Below are 14,500 nucleotides of genomic sequence, written 5' to 3' on the forward strand. Positions count from 1 at the left end.
CACCGGCCATGGCGAGTGCTACGGTCGGCATCGCCATGGGGGCAGCAGGATCGGATGTGGCGCTGGAGACAGCCGACGTTGCCCTCATGGCCGACGACCTCGCGCACTTGCCATTCGCTGTGGGCTTGAGCCGGCACACACGCGGGATCATCAGGCAGAACGTATTTGTGAGCCTCGGCGTTGTAGGGTTCCTGGTTCCCGCCACGATCATGGGTCTCGGCATCGGTCCAGCAGTGGCCGTGCATGAGGGATCGACCATCATTGTGGTGGTTAATGCACTTCGGCTTTTGGCGTACCGCGCCTGACCAATTGGGGGTTCTAACCCTAAGGCAGCGCACGCTCTGACAATCAATCACGGCCTGCATTCACGATCTGCGCAATATCCGCCGGTATTGGCATAGAGGCAAAAGCACTGACGTCCGATCGCCCGGTATTTCCCATCGGCGTGCGACCGGTCAGTGTGCCCAATGGCGCTAGAAACAGACGCAGCACCTGGCCTGCAACCTCGGCCCATTCGCGCCGCGACACCGCGAATGCCAGCATTACGCCGTGCGAGTGGAGATGCAGCGGCAGACTACCCTGGGCGATGATGTGCCCGCGTTCGAGCCTTTGCCAGGCACTGACGTGATCGCCGTTGGCACGCGCGACGCGATATGCCGCCAGCTCTTTTCGATAGGCTGTTCGAATGATGCTCATTGCCCCAATCTTCGCTTCGTGTTCGAGTCGCTGAGGCTTATGCACCCTGTAGCAGCTACAGGGTCAAGCGATGAAAATCGGCGAACTATCGAAGGCCACCGGCACCAATGTCGAAACCATCCGGTATTACGAGCGGATCGGGCTGCTGCCGCCACCACCGCGCACATCAGGCAATTACCGCTCTTACGGGCCAGTGGAGCGTCAGCGCCTTTCCTTCATCCGCCATTCGCGCGATCTCGGGTTCACTATCGAGGAGATCCGCTCGCTGCTCGATCTGTCCGATCATCCAGACCGCGACTGCCAGGCGGCTGACCTCATCGCCTCTCGCCATCTCGCGGAGGTTGAAGCCAGAATTTTGCAGCTCACTGCTTTGCGGGATGAATTGAGCAGGATCATCAGCCGCTGCCGTGGGGGCCTTTCCGTCGACTGCCGGGTAATCGCTGCTTTAGCGAACCATGAGCTGTGCGACGGCGGCCGTTCCGACTTTTGACTGTTCTTTGGAAGCGCGCCTGCCGCAATCGATTACTGAAAAGCGGGCGCCCTGCCGCGCGTTCATTCACCCATGCCAGCGCGGTTGGTTCACGATCTCGGCGCTGAGGCCGCTCGCTTCGGTAATAAGCGCATCGAGATAGCGCGCCCCAGCCACTACCTCCACCTAGCCGATGGGCGCGACCAGCGAGGCCTCAACCCCACACTGCCGCAGCGTGCGGTTGAGCACTCACATGCGGGCCGTGTCGAACCCCCGCGCCACATTGCCGATGTCGAAAGCCGAGACCATCAGTGTTGCTGTGAGCGTGATGCGTCACTTCGCTCCTAAGCTTCGGCTATGTCTGGGTTTCTCCATGAGGGCGGCCTCAAGCTCCGCCAAAAAGGCGTTCAGCTAGAACCGGTAGAACATCGTCACGCTCGCGATATGGTCAAACCGATCCTCCCCCCGGCGGAACACCGCCTGATTGAGATATCCCGGCTCAAGCACGACGCCCTTTGCTACGGGCACCGACACTCCCACGAAATTGCGCCAGCGGTCCATGCCCTCGCGCGGTCCCCAGTCGGCATCATTGAGGTTTACAAACACTTCGCTCCAAGCGACCAGAAGCGGTCCCTTGTCCTCTTTCAGGGGCATCTGCGCCCGCACCTGCTGGCGGAATCGCCACGCGAGATCTTCGGCACCTACGACCGTTCGGGCTTCCATCCGGGTTCGCGCCGTGACCGTCACGTCACCTACCTTGCCGAGGGGGAACACGATGTGCTGATAGAACCGGTTTTCGTCGAACGCGGGGCGGTCCACCGGATCGGTGTGGACGAACATGTAGCCGACGAACACTGTGGCCTTCTTGCTCACCCGATAACCGATTGCAGGGCTGATCTGGAACTGCCCCAATCGGCTCGCGTCGTTGGTCATGCGCGGCTGAATTTCCGCCTGCACCAGCAAGTTATCACTGATGGGTCCTTGCGCGACCAGCAACGTCCATTGCTGAAGGTCATGATCCTGCGCGGCAAGCGGACCCGGCACCAGTCCGAGCAGCGAAGCTGCAAGAACAGGCCGGAGGTGACCGCGCTGGCCACTTGCTGAAAATGCCTTCCTCATTTAGCCCCCTTGCTGCTGGCGTCCGCGCCATCGCGATTGCTACGATTTTGCTGCAAGCCCGGCTGCCTCAACCGGAGTTACGACCGGCAAGTCGCGCTCAACCCGCTCGGAGTAGCGATCGACCAACTGCTCTGCGTGCGGGCGCAGCAGCACTGTGAGGCGCACCAGTTCCTCCATCACATCGACGATCCGGTCGTAATAGGCGGACGGCTTCATCCGTCCGGCCTCGTCGAATTCCTCGTAAGCTTTGGCGACCGATGACTGGTTGGGGATGGTGAACATCCGCATCCACCGGCCCAGAACCCGCAGGGTGTTGACCGTGTTGAAGCTCTGCGACCCGGCGTTAACCTGCATCACCGCCAGCGTGCGTCCCTGCGTCGGGCGCAAGCCCTTGTAGGCGAGCGGCAGGTGATCGATCTGCGCCTTCATGATCCCGGTGATCGTGCCGTGACGTTCCGGGCTGCACCACACCTGGGCTTCCGACCACAAAGAATGCTCGCGCAGCTCGTGCACCGCCGGGTGATCGTCGCCGGACACTTGATCGGGCAGCGGCAGGTCGGAAGGATCGAAAATGCGCGTCTCGCAGCCGAAGAATTGCAGCAGCCGCGCCGCTTCCTCCACGGCAAGGCGCGAGAAGGAGCGCTCCCGCAGAGAGCCATAGAGCAGCAGCACGCGGGGCGGCGGGTTCATTGGGCCAAGGCCGAGCGCGGGGCGCTGGTGGACATATTCTGGCTTCAGCGCGGGCAGGTGCGCCGGGTCGGGCAGCGTGCGCAGGCGGTTCATCGGCGTGCTTTCGATCATGCGGCGGGGAATCGGTCGCGGGTGCGATTGGTGAAGGCGACCAACGATAGCATCACCGGCACTTCGACCAGCACGCCGACAACAGTGGCCAGAGCCGCCCCGCTGCTGAGGCCGAACAGACCGATAGCCACCGCTACGGCCAGCTCGAAGAAGTTCGATGTGCCGATCAGCGCGCAAGGGGCGGCGATATTGTGCGGCACCTTCCACGCCATTGCAGCGGCATAGGCGACCGCAAAGATGGCGTATGACTGGATGATGATCGGAATCGCGATCAACACGATCAGCAGCGGATTGGATATGATCGTGCCGGCCTGGAATGCAAACAACAGCACCACTGTTGCCAGCAGGCCGATGATCGACCACGGCTTCAATCGCCCGGTCAAGGCATCGACCGCCGCTTCATCACCGCCATGCGATGCGATTACCCGGCTACGGGTCAGCGCCCCTGCCACCAATGGCACCACCACATAAAGCACCACCGACAGCAGCAAAGTATCCCATGGCACCACGATGTCGGTCACTCCCAGCAGCAACGCCACGATCGGCGCAAAGGCAACGATCATCACCAGATCGTTCAACGAGACTTGCACCAGCGTGTAGGCCGGATCGCCCTTGGTCATCTGCGACCACACGAACACCATCGCCGTGCACGGCGCCGTGCCCAGCAGTATCAGGCCCGCAATGTATTGATCGGCATCGCCTTCGCTCATCAATCCGGCGTAGAAATAGTCGAAGAACAGCACCGCTAGCGCTGCCATTGTGAACGGCTTCACCAACCAGTTCACCACTAGCGTGATGACCAACCCTTTGGGCTTGCGGCCGATGTCCTTGATGCTGCCGAAATCGACGCCGACCATCATCGGGAAGATCATCGCCCAGATCAGCACTGCGACCACGAGATTGACCGAGGCATATTCAAGCCCTGCGAGCACCCCGACCGCATCGGGTGCGGCCAGCCCCAGGCCAAGCCCCGCTAGAATGGCGAGCAGCACCCACACCGAAAGATAGCGTTCGAAAGTGCCGAGCGGCGAAGCAGCCGGGGCGGGATTGGCGAGGGTCTGGGTCATTTGACGCGCTGCCCCGATGCATCGACCACCTGTTCGCCGTCTTCCTTGGTGAAAGCGCCGCGCTGATCGGCAGGGATCAGGTCGAGCACTTCTTCCGATGGGCGGCACAGCTTCACTCCCAGCGGCGAGACTACCAGCGGACGGTTGATGAGGATCGGGTGGGCCATCATCGCGTCGATCAGCTGCGCATCGGTCAGTGCAGGATCATCCAGGCCGAGCTCCGCAAACGGCGTGCCCTTCTCGCGCAGCAAGGCACGGGGCGTCATGCCCGCGCGGTCAATCAGGCTTTCCAGCAGTGGGCGCGAGGGCGGGGTTTTGAGGTATTCCACTACATGCGGCTCGATCCCGGCATTGCGGATCATCGCCAGCGTGTTGCGCGACGTCCCACATTCAGGATTGTGGTAGATGACGATGTCGGTGTTCATTGGGTGTCCTTTGCCCGGATGCTGGCGCCTTCCTCGCGCCCGATTTCAGCCAGTTTGCGCCGCATGGCCAATTCGTCGATGCTCTTGAGGGGAAGCATCAGGAACAGATCGATCCGGCGCTTGAGGTAGCTCAACGCATCCTGAAATGCCTTGCGTTGACCGTCCCCTTCAACGGCGGCGGGATCTTCGACGCCCCAATGGGCGGTGATCGCCTTGCCTGGAAACACCGGGCAGCTTTCCCCGGCGGCATTGTCGCACACGGTGAAGATGAAATCGAATTCGGGCGCACCGGGACGGGTGAACTCATCCCAACTTTTTGACCGCAGGCCATCGGTCGCAAAGCCGAAGCCTTCGAGCACCTCGATCGCCATCGGGTGGACATCCCCCTTGGGCTGACTCCCGGCGCTGTAAGCGGCGAAGTGGCCTTCCCCCAGCTTGTTCATCAGCGCTTCGCCCAGGATGGAGCGAGCGCTGTTGCCGGTGCACAGAAACAGGACGTTGTAGATCTTGTCTGCCATCTAAAGCCTCAGGCGTTCACGGGTTGATCAGCGTTGCAGGAGAGTTCAGCCAGCAAGTCGCCGCACATCTCTGGAGCGCCTTGGCAGCAATCCTGCATCAGGAAAGTCAGCAGGCGCCGCATGCCTGCGAAGTCGGCACGGTAATGGATCAGCCGGCTCTCGCGCTCCGACTGGACAAGGCCCGCGCGCTCCAGCGTCGCCAGATGATGCGACATCGTAGACGGCGGCACGCCCTGATGCTCGGCGATTGCGCCGGCGATCATGCCATCTGCGCCTGCCTTCACCAGTGCGCGGAACACCGACAAGCGGGTTTCATGTGCCAGCGCTCCGAGCGCATCTACCGCCCAGACTTGTGCGTTGAGATCGTCTATCATCGTGCCCTTTCGATAGACATGGAAATAGCCAGTGCCTCAATGCAGTCAATCGACAATTCCAAAATTATCGAACGATTGCTCTGGCTTTGATCTGTGCCAAAGACCATGGACCTCAATGCAAACCATAATTGCGCGTGGGTTGGGCTCATGACCCTAATTAACGCCGGACTGTCACCGAGGCTCGCCTGAGGAATCGAACATGGAACGCCACGACATTGTCATCATCGGCGGCGGCCAGATGGGGATCTCTTTGGGTTACTACCTGCGAAGGGCCCAGGCAGACTTCCTGATCCTCGATGCCGAAGATGGTCCAGGGGGAGCGTGGCGGCACGGGTGGGATTCGCTGCGGTTGTTCTCACCCGCCGGATATAGCTCGTTGCCGGGGTGGCTGATGCGCCGCCTGATCACAAGGGCTATCCCACGCGCGACGACGTGCTCGATTACCTCACCCGATACGAGGAACGCTATCAGCTGCCGATCCTTCGTCCGGTGTGCGTGCAAGGGGTTGAGCGCGGCGATCCGCATCTACTGGTGCGCACCGATGCCGGCGATTTCGCCGCGCGCAATGTCGTCAGCGCCACCGGCACTTGGTCGAAACCCTACATTCCGGAAGTCGCAGGGCGCGACCTATTCAAGGGTCGCCAAGTTCATTCTGCCCACTACGAGCGACCGGAGGATTTTGCTGGTCAAACCGTGCTCGTTGTTGGCGGCGGCAACAGCGGCGCGCAGATTATGGCCGAAGTGGCCCCGATTGCTCGTGCATTGTGGGTCACGCTCCAGGAACCGTTGTTTCTGCCGGACGATGTCGATGGGCTCGTTCTGTTCGAACGCGCTGTTGCCCGAATGAAGGCTGGTCCCGGCGACACCCCGGTCGGCGGCATCGGTGACATCGTGATGGTCCCACCAGTGAAGGCAGCGCGCGATCGCGGCGATTTGTCCTCCGTCAGGCAGTTCGAGCGGCTGACAACCGAAGGCGTGATCTGGCCCGATGGTTCTGCAAAGGCGGTCGATGCGATCATCTGGTGCACCGGCTTTCGCCCTGCGCTGGATCATCTGCGCGGCCTCGGTGTGATCGAGGAGGATGGTCGTGTCCTTGTCGAAGGCCAGCGTGCAAGTAAGGAGCAACGCCTTTGGCTTGCTGGTTATGGCGACTGGACGGGACCGGGGTCAGCAACTTTGATGGGCGCCGCCAGGACCGCGCGCGATTTGGCAAATGCCCTTTCTGGGTCAAAAGCTGTCTCGCCAGAATGACGACTTTGAGTCGGTTAGCGAATTTCCGCTTTTGGGGACGAACGCCGTCGAAGCTGCCAGGCAGGATTATGGCGGCTCAATAGCATTGAGATGGCAACCGCCCTGCCCTTCCCGCTGGACATCATCGAATAGCAACGACCTTGGCTTTGGCCGCGTCGGCGACTGCCTTCCAGCTACGATCGCTGGTCCAAGCCGACAAACCGTCCCGCTGCGCTAGAGCAAGACAGAATCGATCGCCGAGCGATAGACCGTGACCGGCCGTGACAGCTCTCAACCGCCCAGCCAATTGCGCCAGGGCCTTGTCGGTCGGCACAATCGTCATCGGCAGAGGATCGAGCATGGCGTCAACCTCGCGCTCGGGCATGCCGAGATGAATGAAGTGGGTGACCACCTCGGCATAGTTGATGGTGCATATCCGGGCGTCTGCGATCGCCGCGGCGACCTTGTCAGCACCCTTCTCCCCCTTCAGCATGGCGATGAGGGCGGAGGCATCCAATACGATCTCGCTCACTCTCCGCTTTCCTCGCGGCGCTTGGCGAGGAAAGCGTCGACCGACGCATCCGGGTTTCCTTCGGTGTATTGCTTCGCCAAGGCCTGCGCGCGCGCAACAGCCTGAGCGGCCGTTCGCAGCACCAGACCATCAGGCGTCTCATCCAGATAAACCGCACCGCCACCGACCAGCCCGAGCCGCTTACGGATGTCAGCGGGCAGGCTCATCCGCCCATTGGGCGTGATGTTGACTTGAACTGTCATTCGCGCTCCGATTCCTATGATCTTAGCTGAGAAAGGGGCTCTAACCATACTGCTCCCGAATTTCAACAAATTCCAAACTGAGGTACGGCTTGTCACAGGTGACACATCAAATCTCATGCGGTCGAAACATCTATTAGCGCCTCGCTGACTGGCAGCTGTCAACGAGCGTGCCCATCACACCCGCGAGGGCACCTAGCCGCCACCTGTCCAAAAGGGATCCCTCACCGGACACATTTTTAGGCCAACAGCGCGTCCATTCTGCGGAGGGCGAAGGCTGTCCGGCATGGTGCTTCAAGCGCGCTCAATCACCGACCAAGATTGGCTTGGTTTGGGACAAAGCCGTCATTCCCGCGCGACACGTAGAATGACTTGTTTTGCCAGAAGCTGCCGAAAGGATAAGTCCTAACAAGGCGTCGGCGGGGCGCCCTCATCTCAGCCATATGAATAGTCACGTGCGCTTCTCGATAGCGGTCAAACTCGTTAACACGCCATCAACAAATTGAGCGATCAGGGATTCAGGGTATCTGAAATCGCAGCCGCCAGTTCCCGTCGCATGGCCTGAGCGCAATCAAGTATGCCGAATGACAGGAAGGCGTGGATCGTAGTTTCAGCGCAGATATAGCGGCTTGAAATGCCCGCTTCGGTCAGTCGCGAGTGGTAGGCAAAGGCCTCATCGCGCAGCGGGTCGTGCCCTGCGGTTATGGTCAGCGCCGGGGCGAGGCCATCAGGAATGTCGCCGAACACGGGCGAAATGCGCGAGTCTTCGGGCGCGGCTCCCGTTCCGTCGATGTAGTTGTCGCGGGCAAAGTCGATGCCGGCATTCCCCAGAAAGAAGTCGCCGCCGCCATAGTCGCGGCGCGATCGGTAATGGTCATGCTCGGCGTTGACGTCCGTCATGGGGTAGATCAGGAAATGACCGCGGAGCTTGCACTGTCCGGTGCGCGCGGCCTCTCTGGCAACCACGGCGGCAAGGTTGCCGCCCGCACTATCGCCCATGACCGCAATCCGGGCGGGATCGCAGCCGATCTGGTCGCCTGACTCAGAGAGGAACGCGGCAGCGGCGAGCGCATCGCTGAGCCCGGCGGGAAAGGGGTGTTCCGGCGCCAGTCGATAATCAAGACTTAGCACCGCCGCCCCGCTCAGCTCCGCGAGCGATGCCGCCAGCCCATCATAGGCCGCGATCCCGCCAAGCATCCAGCCGCCACCATGCAAGAACAGGACGACACCAGGGTCGCCGCCATCCTTGCGCGCAGGGCGGTAGAGCCGAGCCGGGCGCGGCCCGTCGCCGCCAGGTATCTCCAGATCGACCACCCGTTCGGGCCGCAGATCGCGATCAGACCCCCGAAACGCGGCGAATACCGCATCGGCAAAGGCGCGCGAAGCAGGCACACCGCCTTCGGCAACCCGCTCCTCCCACGCCGCCTTCATCGCTTCATAGGCCCGCAGCACCGCTCGGCTTTGGGGGTCGAGCCTGTCCCTCTGCGCCGCCGCAACCTCGCTCGACATCGTCAGAACCGGACGATCAGGCGCAGATCATAGGTGCGCGGGGCGCTGAAGAAGCCGACTTGCACCCCCGGAAAGTCCTGAAGATTGAACCCCTGCACACGCACCGCGCGGTCGGTCAGGTTCTCGACCCCAGCGCGCAGCTGCCAGCTTTGATCGGGGCTCCCCAGCGCGACGAAGGCGTTGATGCGTTCGTAGCCCTCCTGCCGCAGCAGCGGCGAATCGGTGATCTCGGTCGCCACGGTCGAGCGGTAGGAGCCGTCGAGGTGGAAGGTGGCGGCCAGATTGTCGCTTAGCGGCACGCTATAGGTCGCGCCAAGGCTGGCGTTGAAATCGGGCGCGTTCACCACCCGCCGGTCGCTGACATCGGTCACGACCCCGCCTACCAGAATGTCGAAGCTGTCATACTGCGCATCGAGCAGGCCGAGCGATCCGGTGATCGTCAGCCCCTCGACCGGCTGGGCCAGCAGTTCCAGCTCCGCGCCCCAGGCGCTGGCGGAGGCGGCATTGGTGAAAAGGCTGACAAACACGCCCGTGACCGGGTCCGATCCGAAGGATGTGACCTGCACATCGGTGTAGTCATTGTAGAACACCGAGCCATTGAGCGTCAGCCGCCCGTCGAGCCAACTGGTCTTGGCCCCGCCTTCGTAGGACCAGACGAATTCCGGGCGGAATGGCTGGAAGGCGAAATCGGTCGAAGCCCGGCCATCGAACCCGCCGCTCTTGAACCCGCGCGAGGCCGAGACATAAAGCAGCACGTCCTCGCTCGCCTTGTAGGACAGCGATCCGCGCGGTGTGAAGGCATCGAAGCTCGCCTTGCCGCTGATCGGCGTCCCGGCCACGCCCACCCCTTGCAGAAACGGCGGCGTGTCCTCGATCACTGAGACCGCCGGATCGAAGAAGTTTTCGAACAACCGGGCCGAACTGCGATCCTCGGTGGTGTAGCGCAGTCCGGCGGACAGGCTCAATCGGTCGGTCAGCTGATAGGTCGCGTCCCCGAAGATGGCGTAGCTGTTGGTCTCCTGCCGGGTTTCCGCAAGGCTCGACGAGGCAAAGCCGAACAGCGTTACGGGAAAACCGAAAATCGTCGCTGCGGCATTATCGACGCCCGAGAACGTCGTGTCGTCGTCGTAGAAATAATACAGGCCGCCGGTGAAGGTCAGCTTGCCCGGATCATCATAGGTGAGGCGCAATTCCTGACTGAACTGGCGCTGGTCCTGCAGCAGCAGAATGTCGAGCACCGGCAGGCGCGATCCATCGGTGTCGAGATTGAGGTCGAATTCGAATTCCCGGTACGACGTGATCGATTCCAGCGTCACCCTGTCGTTGACGAAAAAGCGCGAGGTGAGCGCGACCCCCCAGCCGCTCTGATCCGACAGGCCATTGGCGTTGGTGTCGACCTGATAATCGCTGGGGCTGGCCGGGAAAGTGACCAGCCCGCCTGGGGTCGCCCCGGTGATCGGCGTCTCGCGCACGGGGCTGCGCGAGGTGTCGGGCCGGTCGATCCGGCCATCGGCGCTGAGCAGGAATTCGACCTTGCTCGATGGTTCGAACAATAGCGACATCCGGCCCGAAAGCGTGTCGACATCGCCGTCATCCGCGCCGGTAAAGCTGTTCTGGTTGTATCCGTCGCGCTTGGAATAGGCGAAGGCGATCTTGCCGCGCAGCGTGTCCCCCGCGATCGGGCCGCTCAACCGGCCCTTCACGATCAGGTTGTCGAAATTGCCATAGCCGACCTCGGCATAGCCGGTGGTGTCGCGGGTCGGGCGGGTCGAGACGAACTTGATCGCGCCGCCGATGGTGTTGCGGCCATAGAGCGTCCCCTGCGGCCCGCGCAGTACTTCGATCCGCTCCACATCGAAGACTTCAAGGAAGGCGGCCTGCGAGCGGGCTATGAAGACATCGTCGACATAGACCCCGACCCCGGGGTCCGCGAAGGCGAGCGAGTCGTTCTGCCCGACCCCGCGAATATAGATCACCGCATTCCCGGCATCGCCCTGATCGAGATAGAGGTTGGGCGTGGCGTATTGAATGCCCGAAAGCGTATCGGCCTGCAGATTGCTCAAGGCGTCGGCGTTGAAGGCGGAAATGGCGATCGGCACATCCTGCAAGGATTCCGCGCGGCGGCGCGCGGTCACGATGATCTCGCCCGGCAGCGGGGCGCTGTCTTCGGCCTGTGCGTCGGCAGGTGGAGCCTGTTCCTGCGCCTGAACCGCAGGAGCCAGCCATAGCGTGCCAGCACCGCAAGCCAGCCACGCAGCGCGCGACCGCCGCAAACGGTTTGAAACCTTCATAGCCTAGCCCTCTCCTATGGCCGTTGGTCGACCTGTTTTCAGCGGGGAAGGCTAGGTCGAATGCTGCCCATTCGTCGAGGACAGGCGGGTTCAAATCGATAGGACAATTTCGCTCACGAGCAGGTGGTCACAGCGCAAGCGTCTGGGGTTCGCGCTTCTGCATCTGGCGATAGGTCGCGGGTGTGAGGCTGTGCCAGGATTTGAACGCGCGCGAAAAGCTGCGCGTGTCGCTGAAGCCCAGGGCATCGGCGACATCTGAGACTGGCCAGCCCTCAGCCAGCAAATGCACAGCGCGATCAGCCAGCACCTCCGACCGAAGGGTGCGGAAATCGGAATTGTTTTGACGGAGACGGCGGCGCAAGGTCGCAACACTTAGGCCAAGCTTGCCGGACACGCTGGTCTGGCAGCAGTCGCCCTCGACCAAAATGCGGCGCACTTGCGACAGGAAGCCCGCCCCCGCCGCGGCTTGCGATCGGCCGCCTGCCGAAGCGATGATCCGCGCATAGACATCATGCGTGGTGAAGGGCGCCAGGTCCCGCCGGACCGGAAGCGATGCGGCGCGCGGCGAATATTCCAGAAGATAGGCATTGCTGCCCCGGCGAACCGGGACACGCCAATAGGCCAGCAATCCTTCTCCGCGGCCTGCATCGACAGTGGGCCGCCGTGTGTGCACCACCCGCAGCCACGGTGTGATGTCATCGGCCATCACCATCGACAGCATCGCATGCACGCATATCGTCACCCCTTCCATAATCGCGATCCGCGACCGGTCTCCCGGATCGCAAGCAAAGGGGAAGGCAGCATCGTTAAGCCGGAAGACCAGCCGATCAGGGCGGCTTTCGACTCGGTTGTAGGTACCCCCGTGAAGCATATTATAGGCCCGGGCAACGCGCTGCATTACGTCTTCCAGATCGGTCGCACCGATCAGCGTCTCACTGACAAAGCTGGTCGAACCTGGTGCCAGCGGCCGCTGCGAAAGGCGGCAGGTTTCATCCTGCGTTTCGAGCGACAACTGCTGAAGCAGCAGGAAATGGTCAACAATCGATAGGTCTGGGGCAATCGCCTTCGGTGGACCATCTCGCTGGGATCTAAGCGCACGCTGCGTTTTTACCTCAACCTGAGTCCATTCCCCTACCATCATAAGATGATGCTGCAGGATACATGTGACTGCAATGATTTTTAGCAAACTTGAAGCAAAGGTGATCACCCACGTAATCGGCGGTGCGAACGTCTGCTTTGCCCCGAGAGCCGACCGGAACCTTCTCATCGACAATCAGTCATGAGGACGCCCCGTGCGCGATTACGAAAGCGGCAAGTCGGCTTCTGGGGAGTCCAGACGTTCGTTTTGGCGGGCGTGAATGGCAAGGTCTGGGTCGACAGCGGAACTTAGCGAAGCACTTCGACGACGATATCAAGCTCGAGTTTACCCCATGCCCGATCGGTGGTCACTGCAACTGCATTGCACGACTTGGCTGCGCTAAGGCAGGCTCGATCCCCCAAAGACAATCCGTTGCTTCGCGTCGAGGCACGCAGTAGTCCGGCACGCACAGCCTGACTCTGATCGAACGCGAGTACATCGAAATTCAGCTCTGCAAGACTGGACGTAATGACCTCATCGGGCACGCCGCCTTCTTGTAGTTTGGCAACAACCTCCGACAGATTCACAGTGCTGATCTGGCTGGAAGCAAGCCGCTCTCGAACCTGATCGCCGCCGGCCTCGTCGAGCATCATCGCGAGCACTGCGGAGGCATCGAGCATGTAACGTGTATCACTCATTTTCTGCGGCAGCCCGGCGCTCGGCTATCAATTCGTCGGACAAGCTGCGACCTGGCTCGACATACTTGCGCAACTTTGCCTGTACCCGAGCCACAGCGTCCCGATAGGGCCGTACGTGGATTTCGCCATCGACCACTTCGAGCAGCACGGTGTCGCCATCGGACAGAGAGAGCGCACGCCGGATCTCGACCGGCAATTGCAACCTTCCCCCAGAAACAAGTTTTCCGCGTTGCACGTTCATAAGGCACCTTTCTGTACAGTCTGCTGACTCATACACTCACCGGGCTTCTGTATCAAGCATGGACTACATACATTCGTCGGAGGAAAGGCGCTTGCGAACGCAGCGGATCGCTCACCGGACACTTTGCAGGCGCCAGAGGTCAGACCCCCCTGCCCTCCGCAAATCCGGCTTGCCCGCGCTCTCATTAAGGTGGTACGCTTTATTTTCTCACACAGGGGCCTCATCCGTTACACATGACCGACACTCTCATCGGATATGCCCGCTGCTCGACCGACAAGCAGGACCTCACTGCCCAGCGCCGCGCGCTCATCGAGCTTGGGGTGCCCGAGGACCGCATCTACACCGACCACGGACTGACCGGCCGCAACCGCGATCGTCCCGGCCTCGCCCAGGCTCTGGCTGCGGTCCGCGCGGGCGAGACATTGGTCGTACCCAAGCTGGATCGCCTCGCCCGATCGGTGCCCGACGCCCGCGCGATCGCCGATGAGCTGGAGAAGCGCGGCGTGAGCCTCGCACTGGGCAAGCAGGTCTACGACCCCAACGATCCAATAGGCCGGATGTTCTTCAACATCCTCGCCACCTTCGCCGAGTTCGAGAGCGACCTCATCCGCCTGCGCACCCGCGAGGGCATGAAGATCGCCCGGGACAAGGGCAAGCTCCGCGGCAAGCCGCCCAAGCTGTCCGACCTCCAGCAGCGCGAGCTCCTCAAGATGCACGCCACCGGGGAATACTCGATCAGTGACCTTGGGAAGCTGTTCAAGGTTTCTCGGCCGACTGTCTATCGGACGATCCGGCGCGGGGAGAGCGTGGCGACCGTTGAGGGGCCCCAAAATGAAGCCGACTGAATGCAGATAATGCAGCCATATGCACTCGGCTGCGATAGATTAGCCTGCGCGTTCGTATGGGGATCGGTCCCGAGGTCGACACTGCTGCTGACAAAGGAAGCCTTATGGAGAATTCGATTGCCTTCGAGATCGCTCAACGAGCACTCGATGGAAAGTCGAAGATACCCGTTTACCAGCGACGGAATGAAGAGATCATTCGAAGGGAACTCAGCCTCCTCTTTCAATTATCAGCAAGAGTTGGGCGTGATCTGTTCCCGTGTAAGTGCGAACTTGAAATAGAATATCAGAGAGAATTTCAAGAGCCTGAGACGCGCCTGTCAACACCGGGATAAAAACGGGCCAGGCACCGGTTTAAAAAGGGGCCAGTT

General features: G+C 61.4%; 17 protein-coding genes and 1 pseudogene. 4 read left to right on the forward strand and 14 right to left on the reverse strand.

Annotated features, from left to right (window positions below; all coding sequences use genetic code 11):
• Positions 1-305: pseudogene (locus AX708_RS12675) on the forward strand (heavy metal translocating P-type ATPase); the annotation flags it as partial.
• 43 nt (positions 306-348) lie between these two features.
• On the opposite strand, the gene AX708_RS19970 reads toward AX708_RS12675, so the two are convergent.
• Complete coding sequence (locus AX708_RS19970; RefSeq protein WP_081096481.1) at positions 349-696, reverse strand: DUF3703 domain-containing protein; 348 nt, start codon at positions 694-696, stop codon at positions 349-351.
• Positions 697-766: 70 nt separating this feature from the next.
• Here AX708_RS19970 and AX708_RS12680 point away from each other — a divergent pair, with 70 nt between their 5' ends.
• Positions 767-1,186: a helix-turn-helix domain-containing protein gene (locus AX708_RS12680; protein ID WP_066525606.1), complete on the forward strand. Its 420-nt coding sequence runs from the start codon at positions 767-769 to the stop codon at positions 1,184-1,186.
• Between the two features lie 390 nt (positions 1,187-1,576).
• On the opposite strand, the gene AX708_RS12685 is transcribed toward AX708_RS12680, so the two are convergent.
• The 6 genes from AX708_RS12685 to AX708_RS12710 are packed head-to-tail and all read right to left on the reverse strand — an operon-like array spanning position 1,577 to position 5,469.
• Positions 1,577-2,284 carry a DUF2490 domain-containing protein gene (locus tag AX708_RS12685; RefSeq protein WP_081096482.1) on the reverse strand — a complete coding sequence of 236 codons (708 nt, stop codon included), beginning with the start codon at positions 2,282-2,284 and terminating at the stop codon, positions 1,577-1,579.
• Positions 2,285-2,323: 39 nt separating this feature from the next.
• Complete coding sequence (arsH, locus tag AX708_RS12690; RefSeq protein WP_066525652.1) at positions 2,324-3,067, reverse strand: arsenical resistance protein ArsH; 744 nt, start codon at positions 3,065-3,067, stop codon at positions 2,324-2,326.
• A gap of 14 nt (positions 3,068-3,081) precedes the next feature.
• Positions 3,082-4,152: an ACR3 family arsenite efflux transporter gene (gene arsB, locus AX708_RS12695; protein WP_066525601.1), complete on the reverse strand. Its 1,071-nt coding sequence runs from the start codon at positions 4,150-4,152 to the stop codon at positions 3,082-3,084.
• Positions 4,149-4,577, reverse strand: a complete 429-nt coding sequence (gene arsC / locus AX708_RS12700) for an arsenate reductase (glutaredoxin) (RefSeq protein WP_066525596.1) — start codon at positions 4,575-4,577, stop codon at positions 4,149-4,151. Before arsC ends, arsB begins: the two co-directional genes overlap by 4 nt.
• Positions 4,574-5,095: an arsenate reductase ArsC gene (locus tag AX708_RS12705; RefSeq protein WP_066525594.1), complete on the reverse strand. Its 522-nt coding sequence runs from the start codon at positions 5,093-5,095 to the stop codon at positions 4,574-4,576. Before AX708_RS12705 ends, arsC begins: the two co-directional genes overlap by 4 nt.
• An 8-nt stretch (positions 5,096-5,103) precedes the next feature.
• On the reverse strand, positions 5,104-5,469 hold the full coding sequence (locus AX708_RS12710) for a helix-turn-helix transcriptional regulator (protein WP_066525593.1): 366 nt from the start codon (positions 5,467-5,469) through the stop codon (positions 5,104-5,106).
• Between the two features lie 384 nt (positions 5,470-5,853).
• Here AX708_RS12710 and AX708_RS12715 point away from each other — a divergent pair, with 384 nt between their 5' ends.
• Complete coding sequence (locus tag AX708_RS12715; RefSeq protein WP_230960825.1) at positions 5,854-6,720, forward strand: NAD(P)-binding domain-containing protein; 867 nt, start codon at positions 5,854-5,856, stop codon at positions 6,718-6,720.
• A 121-nt stretch (positions 6,721-6,841) separates the two neighbouring features.
• Here the strand turns inward: AX708_RS12715 and AX708_RS12720 are convergent, their stop codons facing one another.
• From AX708_RS12720 to AX708_RS12750, 7 genes are all read right to left on the reverse strand, one after another.
• Complete coding sequence (locus tag AX708_RS12720; RefSeq protein WP_066525590.1) at positions 6,842-7,231, reverse strand: type II toxin-antitoxin system VapC family toxin; 390 nt, start codon at positions 7,229-7,231, stop codon at positions 6,842-6,844.
• Positions 7,228-7,473, reverse strand: coding sequence for an AbrB/MazE/SpoVT family DNA-binding domain-containing protein (locus tag AX708_RS12725; protein ID WP_066525588.1), 246 nt, complete (start codon positions 7,471-7,473; stop codon positions 7,228-7,230). Before AX708_RS12725 ends, AX708_RS12720 begins: the two co-directional genes overlap by 4 nt.
• Before the next feature lie 507 nt (positions 7,474-7,980).
• The gene (locus AX708_RS12730) at positions 7,981-8,979 is read right to left on the reverse strand and encodes an alpha/beta hydrolase (protein WP_066529994.1); all 999 of its coding nucleotides are present in this window, start codon (positions 8,977-8,979) and stop codon (positions 7,981-7,983) included.
• A gap of 2 nt (positions 8,980-8,981) precedes the next feature.
• Positions 8,982-11,270 carry a TonB-dependent receptor gene (locus tag AX708_RS12735; RefSeq protein WP_066529996.1) on the reverse strand — a complete coding sequence of 763 codons (2,289 nt, stop codon included), beginning with the start codon at positions 11,268-11,270 and terminating at the stop codon, positions 8,982-8,984.
• A gap of 127 nt (positions 11,271-11,397) precedes the next feature.
• On the reverse strand, positions 11,398-12,477 hold the full coding sequence (locus AX708_RS12740) for a helix-turn-helix domain-containing protein (RefSeq protein WP_197426105.1): 1,080 nt from the start codon (positions 12,475-12,477) through the stop codon (positions 11,398-11,400).
• A 179-nt stretch (positions 12,478-12,656) separates the two neighbouring features.
• Positions 12,657-13,028: a type II toxin-antitoxin system VapC family toxin gene (locus AX708_RS12745; protein WP_197426106.1), complete on the reverse strand. Its 372-nt coding sequence runs from the start codon at positions 13,026-13,028 to the stop codon at positions 12,657-12,659.
• 10 nt (positions 13,029-13,038) lie between these two features.
• Positions 13,039-13,287, reverse strand: coding sequence for an AbrB/MazE/SpoVT family DNA-binding domain-containing protein (locus tag AX708_RS12750; protein WP_067490187.1), 249 nt, complete (start codon positions 13,285-13,287; stop codon positions 13,039-13,041).
• Positions 13,288-13,520: 233 nt separating this feature from the next.
• Between AX708_RS12750 and AX708_RS12755 the strand changes: the two genes are divergently transcribed.
• Positions 13,521-14,132 carry a recombinase family protein gene (locus AX708_RS12755; RefSeq protein WP_066525586.1) on the forward strand — a complete coding sequence of 204 codons (612 nt, stop codon included), beginning with the start codon at positions 13,521-13,523 and terminating at the stop codon, positions 14,130-14,132.
• The last annotated feature ends 368 nt before the right edge of the window (positions 14,133-14,500 follow it).

It is taken from the genome of Erythrobacter sp. CCH5-A1 (assembly GCF_001557115.1).
Taxonomy (GTDB): domain Bacteria; phylum Pseudomonadota; class Alphaproteobacteria; order Sphingomonadales; family Sphingomonadaceae; genus Erythrobacter.